Origin of the sequence: Paenibacillus sp. SAFN-054, assembly GCF_051966755.1 — a bacterium.
GTDB lineage: Bacteria > Bacillota > Bacilli > Paenibacillales > Paenibacillaceae > Paenibacillus_AQ.
In genome coordinates, this window is sequence record NZ_JBQCKS010000002.1 from 365023 (window position 1) to 381365 (window position 16343).

Sequence of the window (16343 nt, forward strand, 5' to 3'; positions counted from 1 at the left end):
TTTCTCAAATTGAATACAATAAACGTTGCATATAGAATCCATCATAATGATAAAGGCCAACGCATTAGGATGGATATAGAATCCATCCTAATGATAAAGGCCAACGCATTATGAAGGATATAAGAAGACGCATGATAAAGTGATGGATTAACGATCTTATTAGCAAAGGAGGCCGATTGCATGCATTTTCTAGGTCATGTCGTTCGATTTATCGTTTCTGCGATTGTGCTTATGATCGTCGGCTGGATCGTTCCCCAATTCTCTGTTGGCGGATTTTGGAGCGCTCTGCTGCTGGCCCTTGTCATTGCTTTGCTGGGCTGGGTTATTGAAGGAATATTCGGCAAAAAAGTATCGCCGTTCGGTCGAGGCATTGTCGGATTCATCGTCAGCGCACTGGTCATATACGTTGCCCAATTTATTGTGGGCGGGGTCGAAGTCACGCTTCTTGGTGCCGTACTCGCGGCTCTCGTGATTGGTATTATCGACCTGTTCATTCCGGTTTCGGCATTCAACGCCGGTAAAGACCATAAATAAAGCTTCCAGTGCACCGGAAAGCCAACTCTTCACAAACGCCCCCTGTTCCGCGGAACAGGGGGCGTTCACATGGTGAGACTGTCTTTTCGGATCTAGATCGAAGCGACCTTGCCTTCAAGCGATGGCTCCAGGTCTGCCGCCGAAGCCGTCACGACTTTGTTTTTGCCTGTTCGCTTCGCATGATATAGCGCGCTATCCGCCTTCCGGAATAAGGACTCCTTGTCATCCCCAGGCTGGTAATCACTTAATCCGATGCTGACGGTAACCGCCTTTCCCTTCAAATTCGAATGTTCCGCTCTCGAGATGCCTTGGCGAAGCTCCTCCGTAATCGATTGCGCCTCTTCCAGTGTCTTATCTGCAAAAATGACGGCAAATTCCTCTCCGCCATATCGGGCGGCAAAATCATTCGGCATCATGATGGACGTAATGGTCGAGGCCACCGTTTTCAGCACTAGATCGCCTACCCAGTGTCCATACGTATCGTTAACCTTTTTGAATCCGTCGATATCAATAATGGCCAGCTGCAGCGGAAGATGGTACTTTTCCGAATGCTCCAGCAGGGCATCGAGATACTCATGAAATGTTTTATGGTTGTATAGTCCGGTTAACGCATCCATTTTCAAAAGCTTGTCCGAGATCGTTTTCTCCACAAGCAGCTGCTGCTCGGACTTCATCACGGATTGCAGATAGCCGATGAATTCCTTGACACGGACCAGAATCGTACGGCCGATAACCAGACTGACAATGAACACACTTTCGATTTGAATAAATTCAGGGACAGGCTTGCCGTACCAAGGACGCTCGACCTGAAAATAAAGCATGCCGTACATGAATATGTTGAATACGCCAAAACCGTAAAGCATTTTGCGGTCAAAATAGACGATCGAGATCAGGACGGGAAGAAGCAGGGCCATCTGAGCCCCGTCGACCGTCGGTTCAATGATGAAATAAATCATATACGATAACAGAAATCCGCAGCCGGCTATAGCCTTTTTATGATGCACCTTCCAAACCTTCAGCCACACTTCGGTTGCTATCAGCAGCAGAAGCGACAAGGCGTTAGAGCCTGCCAGCCGGAGCCATGAATCCTCTTCCATTCCTCGGATATCGGGAAACATCCCGCCGGACACCAAAAAAACGGCTTGTGCCGTGAGGAACATAAACATGACGATCCAGTAAGCATTCAAAATATTGCGGTGCCACCGATCCTCCAAAATCACATTTTTGTTGTCCATTGAAATGTCAATCCCCTACTCTAGGAAAGATAAAGTTGCACTAGCAAGACGCCATGAACTGTGATTCTCATTATATCTTAATGAAAAGACAAATACATCCTTTTACATAAAATGATTGAAAGAAATGGAAAACAGAACGTCCGTATTCCGTAGGGAAACAAGTTGCTCCAAGTTCACCAATTATTCAAAACAGGCGTGTTCCGCAAATCCCTTTTTGGGGTATGATGACTACTAGAATCGTCACAAAAAATTAGTTTTTGAGGAGGATTACATTGAAAAAGAGCCTTGCGTTCATCCTTTCCTGTATGCTTCTCCTGGCACTTACCGCCTGCGGGGAGAAAAATAAGGAAGACGCTTCGACCGCGAGCAGCGGTGTCAGCGACACCGGCGTCGCCCCGAGCGAGGAGCTGGTCATCACAGCGACGAATTATGCTTTTGATAAACAAGAATACCACCTGAAAAAAGGTGTTCCCGTAAAAATTACGTTTGACAACAAGGAAGGCAACCACGGCGTGCTCATTCCGGGACTGGAACTGCAGCTCGATAACAAAAATAAATCCCAGGTCGTCACCCCCCAAAAAGCGGGCACCTTCGAAATGACCTGCTCCGTATTCTGCGGATCGGGACATACCGCCATGCTGGCCAAGGTCATCGTAGACGAATAGACCCTTGCCAGGCAAAACAGCGAATCCCCTCGAGCACTTTAGCGGGAACATGATCAACATGTTCCTCCCTAAGGTCTGCGAGGGGATTTGTTCTGTCAGACACCATCAGGTCTGATCCTGTTCAATCAATTCGATCCATTCGTTGTACTCCGTTTGCAGCTTGGCGTATTCATCCTGCAGCTGGCTGTGCTCTTCCTGCAACTTATCCGTCTTCTCCTGCTGCAGCTCAAGCTCGGCTTGCAGCAGCCGATATTGGTTGGCCATCAGCTCGAAGTTTTCGCCGACTTCACGAAGCTCTGCCGAAGCTTTCTCCTTCTCGCTTTGCAGCTTGCCCAGCTGATCTTCGCCAGCCGCGATTTGAAGCTGCCATTCCTCCAGCTCTTCCCTTAGCTCTTGTTCCCTGCTGTTCCAGTTTTGCTGGCGATCCATCATTTCTTCCAGCTGTTCCTGGTAGGACTGGATCGATAGCTCGCTGCTGCGAAGCAGCTCACGCTGTTCACTTTCTTTGCTTGCAGCCTCATCCAGCAACCGGGTAAGCTCGGTTACCTTACGCAGCGCCTGATCCTTCTCTTCCAGAACCAACAGGTACTCGATTTCGGCATCCTCCTGCTGGCGTTCCATTTCGGTGCCCTTTTGCTGAAGGTCGGCGTACTGCTTTTGCAAACCCTGATATTGCTGCTTCAACTGCTCGTAATGGGTCAGCTGTTCCCGATAGATTCGTTCCATCTCCGCATTCTTCTCTGCGGTTTCCTTGGACTGACGCTCTGCTTCACGATAGGCTTGTTCAAGTTCTGCCAGTTCCTCGCGAAGCTTGTCGCATTGCTGATTGCTCTTCTCCAGCGTGCCGAGCATTTCTTCATGCTCCAGCTGATGCATGTCGTACTGATCTTTCAGCACTTCATGCTGCTGCAGCATTTCGCCATGCAGGCGCTGAAGCTTCTTGTACTGCTCTTCTCTGTCTTCCATGGATTGCTGCAGCTTCAACAGCTGCGCTTCCTTGTTCTCGGCTGCCTGCATCAGCTCCAAGCATTGGTTCTCGGTCGTCTCCAGCGACTTCTGCAGCTCCGAGCATTGGGTTTCAGTCGTCTCCAGCGATTGCTGTAGCTTCACGGCACGGCCTTCGCTTGCTTCCAGCTCCTGTCTCGTCTCCTGAAGCTGAGATTTGCTTGATTCGATGGCTTGCTGAAGCTTAATCAAACGGGCTTCTCCCGATTCGAACGCCTGCTCGAGCTCCCGGTATTGCGCCGAGGCCGCCTCAAGCGACTGCTTAAGCTCCGACGTTTCGAGCTCATACATTTCAAGCTCGCTCTCAAGCAGCTTATGCCGATTGCCCTGCTCCTCCATTGACTGCTGTAGCTGCTGTATGAGCTGCTCATGGGATACAAGCTTGGCCTGCTGCTGTTGAAGCTGCTGCTCTTTCTCGGCCAGAAGCTCTCTCTGCTCTTCCATGGAAAGCTCCTGAAGCTGGAGAGTTTCGTCCATGTCTTTTAGTTTCTCATTTAACGAGGCAATCGTCTCTTGCTTGTTGCCCAAATCCTGCTCCAGATGGCCCGCTTTCTCCTCCGCAGCAGCAGCCTTCCTCGATTCCTCTTCCGCCTGTTCCTTCCACACGCTCAGCTCGTCGTGAAGCGACTTCATGCCGGCTTCAAGCGTATCATTCTGCTCACCCGCTTCTAGAACGCGCAGCTCAAGCTCGCCGATTTCTTCCTTCTGCTTGTCCACCTGGCTGCGCCAGGAAGCCGCTTCGGCCGCAAGCTTCTCCAGATCGGCCATTTGTTTGTCCGAAGAAGTGCTGTACTCTTCAAGCAGCTTTTGCATCCGGCGCTGTTCTTCTTCGGAGTGAACAGCTTCTTCCTTCAAACGGTTGATCTGTCCATTCAGGCGCACCTGCTGTTCCCGCAGCGTCTTTAGCTCGGTTTGGGAAACTTCCTCTTTCTTCAGAGCTTCCTGATGCTGCTCCTGCAGCTTGGCATAGGCATTCTTCGCTTGCTGCAGCTCTTCCTGCAGGCTTCGCAGCTTGCCTTGAAGCTGGGAGCTTCCGCCTCTCAGCTCATCCAGCTGTTTGTTAAGCCCGTCCAAGGCTGTTTTATGCTTGTGCTCCGCTTCCTGAAGCGCCGTCTCATGCTCCTTCTCGGACGCTTGGAGCACGGACTGATGCTTATCCTCGGCCGCTTTCAACAGCTCCTGCTGCTTCTTACGGGCAGACTCAAGCGCGGCGGCATGCAAGCGTTCAAGCTCCTGAAGCGCCGTTTTGTGCTTCGCCTCCTGAGCCTGCTTGTCGCGCAGCTGCTGCTCGGCATTTTGCTTTTCTTTGCGCTGCAGAGACTCCTTCATTTCCGTTTCCTTCTTCAGTGAAGCCCGGGTATCTTCGAGCTCCTTCCCAAGGGAAGTCCTGGTCTTCTGCAGTTCACCTGTCAACGAAGCCTTCGTGTCCTCCAGCTGCTTCAAGAGCCGGGTCTTCTCGGCCTCCAGCTGTTTCCGGAGTTCCTCCTTCTCCTTCAATCCTGCAGCATGCTCTTCCTTCAGCTTGGCGAGCAGTTCCTGCTGCTCCTTCAACCCTGCGGCATGCTCTTCCTTCAGCTTGGCGAGATGCTCCTGCTGCTCCGTCCGTGCGGCCTGCAGCATGGCCAGCTCGCTCCGAAGCTCGCTTCGCTCGCCGGTGAGCATTTTGACCTCGTTCTGAATTTCCTGCATCTGGATCGCTTCCTCAGCCATATGTACGGCAGCCAAGACGGCCAGCTTCGGCGTATCCAGCCGGGAATGGCTCTTGGAAATGATGTTCATCCGCTCATCGACATAAGTGGCAACCTTTTTCATATAGTCGGCACTGCTGCCTACCAGTTTATAAGTAGTCCCGTAAATTTCCACGGTGACACGTGTACGATCAGGTGTAGTCACAGTTGTGCCCTCCTTCATATGTGTGTTGACTCTGAGATGTCTGTTATTCTGCAAAAAAGCCACATCGAATCTTTATGTACATGGATTCGATGTGACTTCATTCAATTCCTGCTATTTTCTCAATTCCGCATGAAAAGTTTGCTCAAGCTGGCTGACAACGGCTGCATGTGCCGCGGAAACCTCTTCATCCGTGAGCGTGCGCTCATGGTGGCGATACACCGTGGAAATCGCGACGCTCTTCTTGCCTTCGCCCAGCTTGCTGCCTGTGAACACATCGAATACTTGTACGGACTGCAGCAATTCTCCCGCAGCCTCGCGAATGACGGACAGCATGGCTCCGGCTTCCACGGTTTCGTCAACGACAACGGCGATGTCGCGCTCGGAAGCCGGGAAACGAGGGAGCTCACGGTACCGGATGTCCCCGCTCGCATAATCATAGAGCGGTTGAAGCAGAATTTCTGCCGTATATACGTCGCCAAGATCGCGCTCTTGCTGAAGCTGCGGATGCACTTGACCGAGCGTACCAATCAGCAGCTGCTCCCCTCCTCCGTTCGTCAGATATATGGAAGCGGAACGGCCCGGATGATAGCCTTCGGGCTTGTTGGCCACGTAGCTCACAGACTCCTGCAGTCCGAGATATTCGAACAAGGTTTCGAGCGTTCCCTTCAGGTCGAAGAAATCGACCTTCTCAGGCGTTTGATTCCACTGCTTTTGCCCGCGGCTGCCGCACAGCAGCAAAGCCAGCACCGGGAGCTCCTTCGGCTGCGCCGTCAACTGCTCCTCTTGGCTGTAGAATACGTTGCCCATCTCGAACATCGCAAGATCATGCTGCTTGCGGTTCGCATTGTAGGCAGCGACGTCGAGCAACTGCGGAATAATACTGGTGCGGAGCACGCTGCGTTCCTCGCTCATCGGCATGGCCAGCTTAATCGCATGGCTGCCTTCCGTCAGGGCTGGGAAGAGAGCCGTCAGATCCGGATGCGTGAACGAGTAGCTAATCACTTCCTGCCATCCGCCATGCGTGAACAGTTTCCGGACATCGCGGCGCATAGCCTGCGGCTTCGTGTAAGCTCCCGGGGTCGTCGGTCCCTCGATTGCGGTCGTCGGAATGTTGTCATAACCGTACAGACGGGCGATCTCTTCAATGAGATCCACGTCGCTCGTAATATCGCCGCGGCGGGTCGGCACCTTCACTTCGAGAATGCCCTGCGCGGTATCTGCGCAGCTGAAATGCAGGCGGCTGAAAATCGTTTTGACTTCAAGCATCGACAGCTCGGTGCCGAGGAAGCGGTTGAGCTTCTCGAAAGAAAGCACAATCACCTTGTCTTCCGCAGAAGCCGATTCCGATTCCACGATTCCTTTATGAACGGCACCTGCCGCGTAACGGGAAATCAGCGCTGCCGCGCGGTTCAGTGCCGGAATGACGGCACCCGGGTCCACTTCCTTCTCGAAGCGAAGGCTCGCTTCGGAGCGGAGGCCGAGCTGTTTCGAGGTTTTGCGGACGGTTCCGCCGTCGAATTTGGCGGATTCCAGCAAAATGTTCACGGTGCTGTCCGTCACTTCGGAGCTCAGCCCGCCCATTACGCCTGCGAGTCCGACAGGCTTCGCGCCATCAGTAATCAGCAGCATGTGCGGCTCGAGCTTCCGCTCCTGGCCGTCAAGCGTCACGAGCGTTTCGCCTTCCTTGGCCAGGCGGACATCGACCGTTCCGTTCGTAAGCTGATCGGCGTCAAACGCGTGCAGCGGCTGACCGTACTCCAGCATGACGTAGTTCGTGATATCGACGATGTTGTTGATCGGGCGCACGCCTGCCGCCATGAGGCGATTCTGCATCCAGAGCGGCGACGGGCCGATGTGGACGCCTGTGATATATCTGGCAGCATAATGGCTGCACTGCTCCGGAGAGCTGATCTTCACGGAGATATGGTCTGCGGCTGCATCGACCACTTCCACCAATTCCTTCTCCGGATCAGGCAGCTTCACGTCACGGCCAAGAATAGCTCCGACCTCATAAGCCGCACCGATCATGCTCAGGCAATCCGAACGGTTCGGCGTCAAGTCGAATTCAAGCACTTCGTCGTCAAGTCCGAGCACCTGGCCGATCGGCGTTCCGATTTGCGTCGATTCGGGCAGCACGAGAATGCCTTCCTGCTGCTCTTTCGGCAGCAGCTTGTCGTTCATGCCAAGCTCCTTGGCCGAGCAGATCATGCCCTGCGAAAGCGCGCCCCGCAGCTTGGCTTTCTTAATTTCGAGTCCCCCGGGCAGCTTCGCTCCCACCAGAGCTACCGGCACCTTCTGGCCTGCATCGACGTTTTTCGCGCCGCAGACGATTTGGAGCTCTTCTTCCTGCCCTGCGTCCACGATGCAGATGTTCAGCTTATCCGCATCCGGATGCTTCTCTTTGCTTTTGACGTAACCGACGACGACTTTCGTAATCCCTTTGTTGCGGTTTTCGATCTCGTCGATTTCGATTCCCGCACGTGTAATTTTTTCAGCCAGATCCTCGGCCGTTACATTTTCAAGCGAAACATAGTCCGCCAACCATTCCGTAGATACCTTCATACCGGGTCCCTTCCTTCTTTCCTTTTTCGCTTATCCACTTCTCGCCTACATGCGGGCAAACTGCTTCAAAAATGCCAAGTCACTGCTATAGAAATGACGGATATCGTCAATGCCGTACTTCAGGATCGCGATGCGCTCCACGCCCATGCCAAAAGCGAAGCCGCTGTATTTCTCCGGATCGTAGCCGCCCATCTCGAGCACCTTCGGATGCACCATGCCGCAGCCCAGAATTTCCAGCCATCCGGTATGCTTGCACATCCGGCAGCCGCTGCCGCCGCACTTCACGCAGGTTACATCCACTTCCGCGCTCGGTTCGGTGAACGGGAAGAAGCTTGGACGTAGACGGATTTGGGTATTGGGACCGAACATCTCCTGAACGAACTGCAGCAGCGTGCCTTTCAGGTCGCTCATGCGGATGTTCTCGCCAATGACCAGGCCTTCAATCTGGTTGAACTGGAAGGAATGCGTGGCGTCGTCGTCATCGCGGCGGTAAACCTTGCCCGGGCAGATGACTTTGACAGGTACTTCGCCCTGCATTTTTTCCATCGTGCGGATTTGCACCGGCGACGTCTGCGTGCGCATCAGCAGCTCTTCCGTGATATAGAACGTATCCTGCATATCGCGGGCCGGGTGGTTCTTCGGAAGGTTGAGCGCTTCAAAGTTATAGTAGTCCGTCTCCACTTCAGGACCTTCCGCGATATGGTAGCCCATGCCGATGAAAATCTCTTCGATCTCCTCCACGACCTTGTTCAGCGGGTGAATGCCGCCCTGCGCCATTTTGCGCCCCGGGAGCGTGACGTCGATCTTCTCTGCCTGCAGGCGCTTCTCGGTTTCAGCCTTTTGAAACGCCTCCTGCTTGGATTCGATCACGGTCTCGATTGCTCCGCGCACGTCGTTTGCGACCTGGCCGATGACCGGACGTTCCTCCGCGCTTAAGGAACCCATGCCCCGCAGAATTTCGGTCAGCGCCCCTTTTTTGCCCAGATATTTGACGCGCAGGTCATTGAGCTGCTGTACATCCTCCACTCCCTGCAGCTGGTCCAGTGCCTCCTGCCGCAGCGCTTCGAGTTTTTCCTTCATCTTTACCTGCCTCCTTTTCAAAATAAAACGTACCGCCATCGTCTCCCTTGCACCGCCATATGCGAACTGCACGGGCACCTGCAAGCGATAAAGCTTCCGCGGAAAACAAAAAAGGCCTTTTCTCCCGAAAAAGGGACGAAAAGACCGTGGTACCACCCTTGTTAGAGCCGCATAGCTGCCCGATACGGGCACACAAAGCTTGCTCTCACTTCAGTCGTTGTAACGGCACGAGGACCGGTATCCCCTACGCACCTTTGGCGGGACTTGCCTGACCAAGGGTTCAAGGAACTGCTCCGGAGGGAATTTCGGCAGCCTGTAACTGTAGAAACGCTCTCAATCTGCGGCGTTTCCTCCCTGTAAAGTGGCACTGCTTACTTGTCTCCATCATGGCATTTCGAATTGTTGTTGAACATCATCTTATGACGTTATATTCATGATGCACACTATAGTCAACTATTATAAGTAAAAAAGGCGGCTCTGGCAAGTCACCCCGTGGTATGGGGGCCGGATGGGCGCAGGTCCTCCAGTTCCTTCCTCAGCAAACGGATTTGCTGTATCCGCTCCTGGCCGCCTTCCGGGTCCTCGATTTCCATCAGCCTGGCAATTTCCCATTCCAGCGCCAATCTCCGGTTTCCCTGCTCCGGATCTTCTTGAAGCATGCCGTGGTGCCTTGACAGCCGTTCCTCCTCTTCCTCCACCGTACCTTCGAATAGCTCCGGTTCCAAGCCGGGCGCGAGCGTCAGAAGGCGGTTAGCCAGCTTGCGGACGAGCATCCGGTCATGCGATACCGCAATTAAAGCCCCCGGATAGGCCGATAGCGCTTCCTCCACCACTTCACGCGTGTGAATGTCCAGATAGTTCGTCGGTTCGTCGAGAACAAGCAGATTCGCGCCGCTAAAATACAGCTGCACGAAGGCCGCACGGCATTTCTCGCCCATGCTGAGGTCTCCGATTCGCTTGAATACATCTTCCCTGGAGAACAGGAAACAGCCCAGAATCGTGCGGGCGTTCGTCTCCGTCATCTCCGGCAGACGAAGCAGGCTGTCAAGCAGCGTCTCATCCTCGCGCAGGCCTTCAAGCTCCTGCGAGAAGTACCCTATGCTGACGCCCGGGTGCACCCATACCCTGCCGCTTTCCGGCTCCAGCTCCCCGAGAACCAGCTTAAGGAGGGTGGACTTTCCGCTTCCGTTCGGTCCCCTGACCGCCAGCCGGTCGCCGCGGGACAGGAGGAGATTCAAGTTGTCGAAGAGCCGTTTTTCCTCATAACCGAAGGAGAGATGCTCAAGCCGCAGCAGTATGCGGGCCGCAAAGCCGCCTTCGCCAAGCTGCATGTTCACCTTGAGCGCGTCCTTCGGCTTCTGTACGCTGTCCCGTTCAAGCCGCTCCAGCTCTTTCTGTTTGGCGTGGTATCTGGAAATGTTTTTCTTGGCTTTCGCCTTGTAATAGGGTGTAGCGGCTTTGGTCTCCGTATTTTTATCGGCTGATTTTTCCGCATGGTGGAACCATTCCTGGTATCTGCGGATTGAATCCTCCAGTGCTTCCCTTGCCTGTTTTTGCTTCTTGTAGAGCGCCTCCTGCTCCCGCAGCTCGCGCTCCTTCTCCCGTTTATAATCGGAATATCCACCCTTGTAACGCTTGACGCCCTCAGCCGATAATTCGCAAATTCCCGTCGCGACATGGTCCAGGAAGGTCCGGTCATGGGATACAAACAATACAGTACCTTCATAGCGGTTCAGCCATTCTTCAAGCCAAGCCATGCTGTCCCCGTCGAGATGGTTGGTAGGCTCATCCAGCAGCAGGAACGCCGGGCGTTTGACTAGCAGCGCCGCCAGCCGGACCCTCGTCTTCTGCCCGCCGCTGAGTTCGGCAAATGGGATCTGCCACAGCTCGTGTCCGATGTTCAGCATCGTGAGCACCTTTTCGACTTCGACTTCCCACTGGAAGCCGCCGAGCTGTTCGTAGCGCTCCAGCGTGTGGCCGTAGCGTTCCAGAAGATGAGCGTCTTCGGAGGCTGCAGGCTCCGACAAGTCCTTCTCCAGCTGCCGCAGATCCTGCCGGACCTTCCACAGCTCTCCGCTTTCATATCCGGCGGCCTCGAGCGTCGCCAAGGACATCAGAGACTCGGAGCCCTGCTCCATCATGCCCCACTCCGATAGCGGCAAGCCCCGCTCCACAGAACCGCGGTCCGGCATCAGCTGTCCGGTCAGCACTTTGAGCAGCGTCGTTTTCCCCGCTCCGTTGGCTCCGAACAGGGCCAGTCTTTCACCTTCATAGATTTCAAAATCGACGTTTTCGAAGATGGCCTTGCCTTTGAATTCCTTGGTTATATGTTTCGTCTTCACGATATTTATCATAAACGCATCACCCTTTTTGAGAAGAAATTAGAAAAACCGCAGGCGGATAGCGCCTACGGCAGGGTTGAAGAATTTAGATGTCTAACTTGAAACAGCAGACCTGCGGCAAATGTAAATCCGGACGTCAGAGTCCGGCACAAACCGCAAATAAATGCCTGAAAACGCAAATAAAAGCATTTTCCACATCCCTAGAAAGGTCCACGAGTTTCCTGAAATAGACATAACAATCCTCTTCTTCCCTGCGCGAAGCGCAGAAACTGCCTGGTTGCAACATATGAATGTTGGCATGCAGATTAAAGAGAACAGTCATGTGTATCCATCGGTTATGTGGTTACCTCTTTTTCTTTAGGATGAAATGCTTGAGGCCATTCTAACAAATTATCCGTTAAAAGTGAAGCCCGGTTTTGGTTCCGCAACCAAATGCTGATTTCCTTGTCGCGTAATAAGCTGCGCATAGCCCTGACGGAGGGTCCGATATGAAAAAAAGGCATCCCTGCTGCAGCAGGGATGCCTTTATGTTGTGACCGCAACCTTCAAAGGTCACGCCTCTTCCAAAATCATGACGCCGCGGCCCGGAACTATCGCTGTGCCTTTAACGGTATTGCCCGTCAGAAGGTCGCAAAGTGCTGCTTCGCCGATATTAACGCTTGTATCTTCGGCATTGTGGTTCAAGAGAAACAGGAAGGAGCGTCCTCCCTTCACTCGTTTGGCGGCTTCGATTCCGCCCGGAATTTCCTTCAACAAAGGCTGGATTCCCTGATCCTCGCACAGCTTCGCTAGGAACGGCTGCAGAAATTCAGGACTGGCGCTTGTTGCCACATAATAAGCTTGACCTTTTCCGAAAGCATTGACCGTCAGCGCGGGCATGCCCTTGTAGAAGTCCGAGCCGTATTCGGCCAGCACTTCGGCGCTCTCCGCGTGGATCAGATCAAAAAGAAGCTCACAGTTATAGGCGCCCTCCAGGCTGCCGACAGGCTTTTTCATCACGATTTGGTTAAACTGGCCGGCAGGCAGCGCATCGATTTCCTCAGCCCAGATTCCGAGCAGATTGCGGAGTTCGCCCGGATATCCGCCGAGCGTCACGAGATCATTCTCGTTGACGATGCCGCTGAAGAACGTCGTCACGAAGGTGCCGCCTGCAGCCGTGAATTCCTCCACCTTTTGGGCAAAGCCCGTTTTAACCATATACATAACCGGTGCAATCACGATGTCGTAGCCGCTATAATCGGCCTCCACGCTGACCATGTCGGCCTGAATGCCCTGCTTGAACAGAGCGTCATAGTACTTATGCACTTCACCCGCGTATTGAAGTTCCACGGTGGGTCCGCTCGACAGCTCGATGGCCCAGCGATTCTCCCAATCGTATACGATCGCTACCTTGGCTTCCGTTCGGGCATCCAGCAGCGTATCTCCGAGCTTCTCCAGCTCCCGGCCGAGCCCGGCCACCTCGCGGAATACCCGCGTATTCTCGTGGCCCGCATGCTCGATAACGGCTCCATGATATTTCTCGCATGCCCCGATGGAGCGGCGCATCTGAAAGAACATCACCGTATCCGCGCCGCGTGCCACGGCCTGGTAGCTCCACAAACGCATGACGCCCGGGCGTTTCAGAGAATTGTAGGCCTGCCAGTTCTGCTGGCTCGGCGTCTGCTCCATCAGCATGAACGGATCGCCGTTTTTGAGTCCGCGCATCAGGTCGTGTACCATCGCCGTTTCGCTCACGGGCGTCGTCAGAGAAGGATAATTGTCCCACGAAATAATATCCATTTCTTTGGCCCAGTCAAAATAATTCAGCTGCGGGAACGTCCCCATCAGATTCGTCGTGACCGGCACGTCCTTGCTGTGCTCGCGGATGGCATCGCGTTCGATTTTATAGCAGTCCAGCAGGCTGTCTGACATAAAACGGCGGAAGTCCAGGGAGATTCCTTGAAACGCGCTGACATTGCCTTCGCCTTCCTCGCTCAGCCCGTTTGGGAGCACGATCTCGTCCCAATCGTAAAACGTATGCCCCCAAAAGCGCGTGTTCCACGCCTTGTTGACCGCATCCAGCGTACCGTAACGCTCCTGAAGCCAGACGCGGAAAGCCGCGGCGCAGTTATCACAGTAGCAGTATCCGCCGTATTCATTCGATACATGCCACAGCAGCAGCGCAGGATGATCCTTGTACCGCTCGGCCAGCTTGCCGGCGATCCGCCCGGAATAGGTCCGGTATGTCCCGCTGTTCGGGCAGGAATTATGCCGGCCCCCGAAGGTTCGCTTTCTTCCATAAAAGTCCACACGGGTTACGTCCGGATGACGCTTCGCCATCCAGGCGGGATGCGCGGCCGTGCTGGTCGCGAGCACGACGCCGAGTCCCTCGGCATGAAGCCGGTCCATCGTTTCGTCGAGCCAGGCAAAATCGTACGTATTCTCGCCTGGCTGATTCAGCGCCCACGAAAACACGTTGATCGTGACCACGTCAATGCCGGCCAGCTTGAACATGCGGTGATCCTCTTTCCATTCCTCCGGCCCCCACTGCTCGGGATTATAATCTCCTCCGTACCACATTTTGGGCAGTTTCTTATTGATCAAACTTCAGCACTTCCTTTCGCATATTCTGCAGCCGTTACCGGCCTGATAATGAACCGTTCTCCGGGCTCTGTCTCGAAACCGGCCGGGGCCGGTATGACGGTGCCGTCCGGCCGCTCCACCGTGAATCGTTCAGCGTTCAGAATGCGGCACGGCCGTCCATACATCGACGTAATGCTGGCTTGGATCAGCCTTCCCTCACCCCAGCTCAAATCGACTTTAAAGCCTCCCCTTGCGATGAGTCCTGCAGCTTCTCCGGTATTCCAGTCCTCAGGCAGCGCGGGCAGCAGCCTCAAACTGCCGCCATGGCTCTGCAGCAGCATTTCGGCGATGCCTGCGGCAGTCCCGAAATTGCCGTCGATCTGGAACGGCGGGTGGTTGCCGAACAGATTCGGGAGGCTCGAATCGGTCAGAATCAGGCGGATGCAGCGGTAAGCCTCCTGTCCGTCACCCAATCTTGCATAGAGGTTAATCAGCCAAGCAGCGCTCCATCCCGTATGACCGCTGCCTGATTCCAGTCTGGATGACAGCGAACGCGCAGCCGCCTCTGCAAGCTGTGGTGCATTCACCGGATCAATGGAGCTACCCGGATACAAGCCGTACAAATGGGAGACATGTCGATGTCCGGGCTCATGCTCGGCGGTATCCCCGCTCCATTCCCGCAGCCGGCCGTCGGGTGCGATACCCGGATGCGCCAGCCGTCCCCTTCTTGCGTTCAGTTCTTCTCGGAATTCCGAGTCTAAGCCCAGGACTTCAGAGGCTTCCATGCAGTGTCCGAACAGCTCATCGATCAGCGCCATATCCATGGCAGATCCTGAGCTTATGCTGCAGGGCTCGTCTCCGTCTGCTTCATACTGGTTCTCCGGCGATGTCGATAACGGCGTCGTCCACAGCCCGTCCGGCCCAAGAACAAGCCAATCCAGACAAAACAGCGCCGCTCCCTTTAGAATCGGATAGGCGGTATCCCTCAAAAACTTTTCATCCGGACGGAACACATACCGTTCCCATAAGTGCCGGGACAGCCACACACCGCCCATCGGCCAGAACGCCCACATGGCGCGTCCATCCGCCGGCGTCGACATCCGCCACAGGTCCGTGTTGTGATGCGCCGCCCATCCCCTGCAGCCGTAATGAATGGCCGCCGTACGGGAGCCGCTGATGCTGAGCTCTCCGATGAGGTCCAGCAGCGGCTCGTGGCATTCTCCCAGGCCGCAGACTTCCGCCGGCCAATAGTTCATTTCCGCATTGATATTCGTCGTATAGTTGCTGTTCCATGGCGGCTGAATATGCGGATTCCAGATCCCCTGCAGATTCAAGGCCTGGGTGCCCGGCCGGGAGCCGGCGATCATCAGATAGCGCCCGTAATGAAAGAGCAGGCTCTCAAGCGCCGGATCGGAAGCGCCACCGCCATATGCTTTCAACCGTTCATCCGTCGGGAGCTCCGTTCCGCGCTCAACCGCATGGTCTGCACCCAGAACGAGATCGCACCGGTCAAACAACTCCCGGTGATCAGCCACATGCCGTGTCCGCACCTCGGCGTAGTCGGTCGGTGCTTGCCGCAAAATGCGCGAGCAGATAGACGCCGGCTGAATGCCGTCTTCACCGGGCATGACGTCGTAACCGGCGAAATCGGTGGCAGCTGTCAGGAACAATGTCACAGCCGCAGCCTGCCGGACAGTCAAGCGTCCGTTGTCGAATGACGTGGCGCCCCCTTCCGCATGGACCTTCAGAAGGGCGGAGAAGCTCAGCCCCCATTCATCCTCATACAAGACGGAATAGGGATGGTCGCCTCCGTAATTATCGGCCACATGCGAAGGCGCTCGACCGGTCAGGATGAGCGCGGCATCTTGAACCGGGTCTACCCTGAAGGGATGCGGAGAAGACAGCCATGCCTCCATATCCGGAACGGGTGCCGGACCGCTTCCGTCGGTTTTCTCGGCACGGATATGGATTGCGATCAGGTCGTCGGGATGGCTGGCCAGAACTTCACGGATCAGGCGAATGCCCCCCGCCTCGAAACTGACGCTCGCGACGGCGTCCCCGAGCTTGAGATTACGGTAATAATTCGTGATCTCCCCGTCCACATGCCATGTGATATGAAGGTCTCCCAGCGGCTGATACGACTCGCTGCGCCGTCCGAGCATATGCGTTTCGACCAGCTTCTCGGCCTCCCGGAACCTTCCCTGTGCCGCCAGCTTTTTGGCCGGGGCAAGATACCGGACCGCTTCATAATTCATCGTATCGCGGGGAAATCCGGACCAAAGCGTATCCTCGTTCAGCTGGATGGTCTCTTCGCAGGCTCCCCCGAAGATCATCCCTCCCAATCTGCCGTTCCCGACAGGCAGCGCCTCTTCCCAAACTTCCGCGGGACGTGTATACCAAAGACTTTTCCTGTTCATGTTGTTCTCCTTCCTATGCGATTCACAAGCCCTGGTTCATCCCAGAGG

9 protein-coding genes are annotated in these 16343 nt (G+C 54.8%); 2 read left to right on the top strand and 7 right to left on the bottom strand.

Features of this window, described 5'->3' with window-relative positions; genetic code table 11:
• The first annotated feature begins 180 nt into the window (after positions 1 to 180).
• Positions 181 to 534: a phage holin family protein gene (locus ACTHPM_RS13090; RefSeq protein ID WP_440395925.1), complete on the top strand. Its 354-nt coding sequence runs from the start codon at positions 181 to 183 to the stop codon at positions 532 to 534.
• Positions 535 to 626: 92 nt separating this feature from the next.
• On the opposite strand, the gene ACTHPM_RS13095 is transcribed toward ACTHPM_RS13090, so the two are convergent.
• The gene (locus tag ACTHPM_RS13095; RefSeq protein WP_440395924.1) at positions 627 to 1769 is read right to left on the bottom strand and encodes a GGDEF domain-containing protein; all 1143 of its coding nucleotides are present in this window, start codon (positions 1767 to 1769) and stop codon (positions 627 to 629) included.
• Between the two features lie 272 nt (positions 1770 to 2041).
• Here ACTHPM_RS13095 and ACTHPM_RS13100 point away from each other — a divergent pair, with 272 nt between their 5' ends.
• Positions 2042 to 2434: a cytochrome C oxidase subunit II gene (locus ACTHPM_RS13100; RefSeq protein WP_440395923.1), complete on the top strand. Its 393-nt coding sequence runs from the start codon at positions 2042 to 2044 to the stop codon at positions 2432 to 2434.
• A 105-nt stretch (positions 2435 to 2539) separates the two neighbouring features.
• On the opposite strand, the gene ACTHPM_RS13105 is transcribed toward ACTHPM_RS13100, so the two are convergent.
• From ACTHPM_RS13105 to ACTHPM_RS13130, 6 genes are all read right to left on the bottom strand, one after another.
• Complete coding sequence (locus tag ACTHPM_RS13105) at positions 2540 to 5332, bottom strand: hypothetical protein (protein ID WP_440395922.1); 2793 nt, start codon at positions 5330 to 5332, stop codon at positions 2540 to 2542.
• Positions 5333 to 5443: 111 nt separating this feature from the next.
• Entirely contained in the window at positions 5444 to 7894 is a 2451-nt protein-coding gene (gene pheT, locus ACTHPM_RS13110) for a phenylalanine--tRNA ligase subunit beta (RefSeq protein ID WP_440395921.1), read from the bottom strand.
• A gap of 45 nt (positions 7895 to 7939) precedes the next feature.
• The gene (gene pheS / locus ACTHPM_RS13115; protein WP_440395920.1) at positions 7940 to 8974 is read right to left on the bottom strand and encodes a phenylalanine--tRNA ligase subunit alpha; all 1035 of its coding nucleotides are present in this window, start codon (positions 8972 to 8974) and stop codon (positions 7940 to 7942) included.
• Between the two features lie 485 nt (positions 8975 to 9459).
• Positions 9460 to 11328, bottom strand: a complete 1869-nt coding sequence (gene abc-f / locus ACTHPM_RS13120) for a ribosomal protection-like ABC-F family protein (RefSeq protein WP_440395919.1) — start codon at positions 11326 to 11328, stop codon at positions 9460 to 9462.
• A 540-nt stretch (positions 11329 to 11868) separates the two neighbouring features.
• On the bottom strand, positions 11869 to 13899 hold the full coding sequence (locus tag ACTHPM_RS13125) for a beta-galactosidase (RefSeq protein WP_440395918.1): 2031 nt from the start codon (positions 13897 to 13899) through the stop codon (positions 11869 to 11871).
• Positions 13896 to 16295 (bottom strand): glycoside hydrolase family 95 protein, encoded by a 2400-nt coding sequence (locus tag ACTHPM_RS13130; RefSeq protein WP_440395917.1) that lies wholly within the window; start codon positions 16293 to 16295, stop codon positions 13896 to 13898. Before ACTHPM_RS13130 ends, ACTHPM_RS13125 begins: the two co-directional genes overlap by 4 nt.
• Between the last annotated feature and the right edge of the window lie 48 nt (positions 16296 to 16343).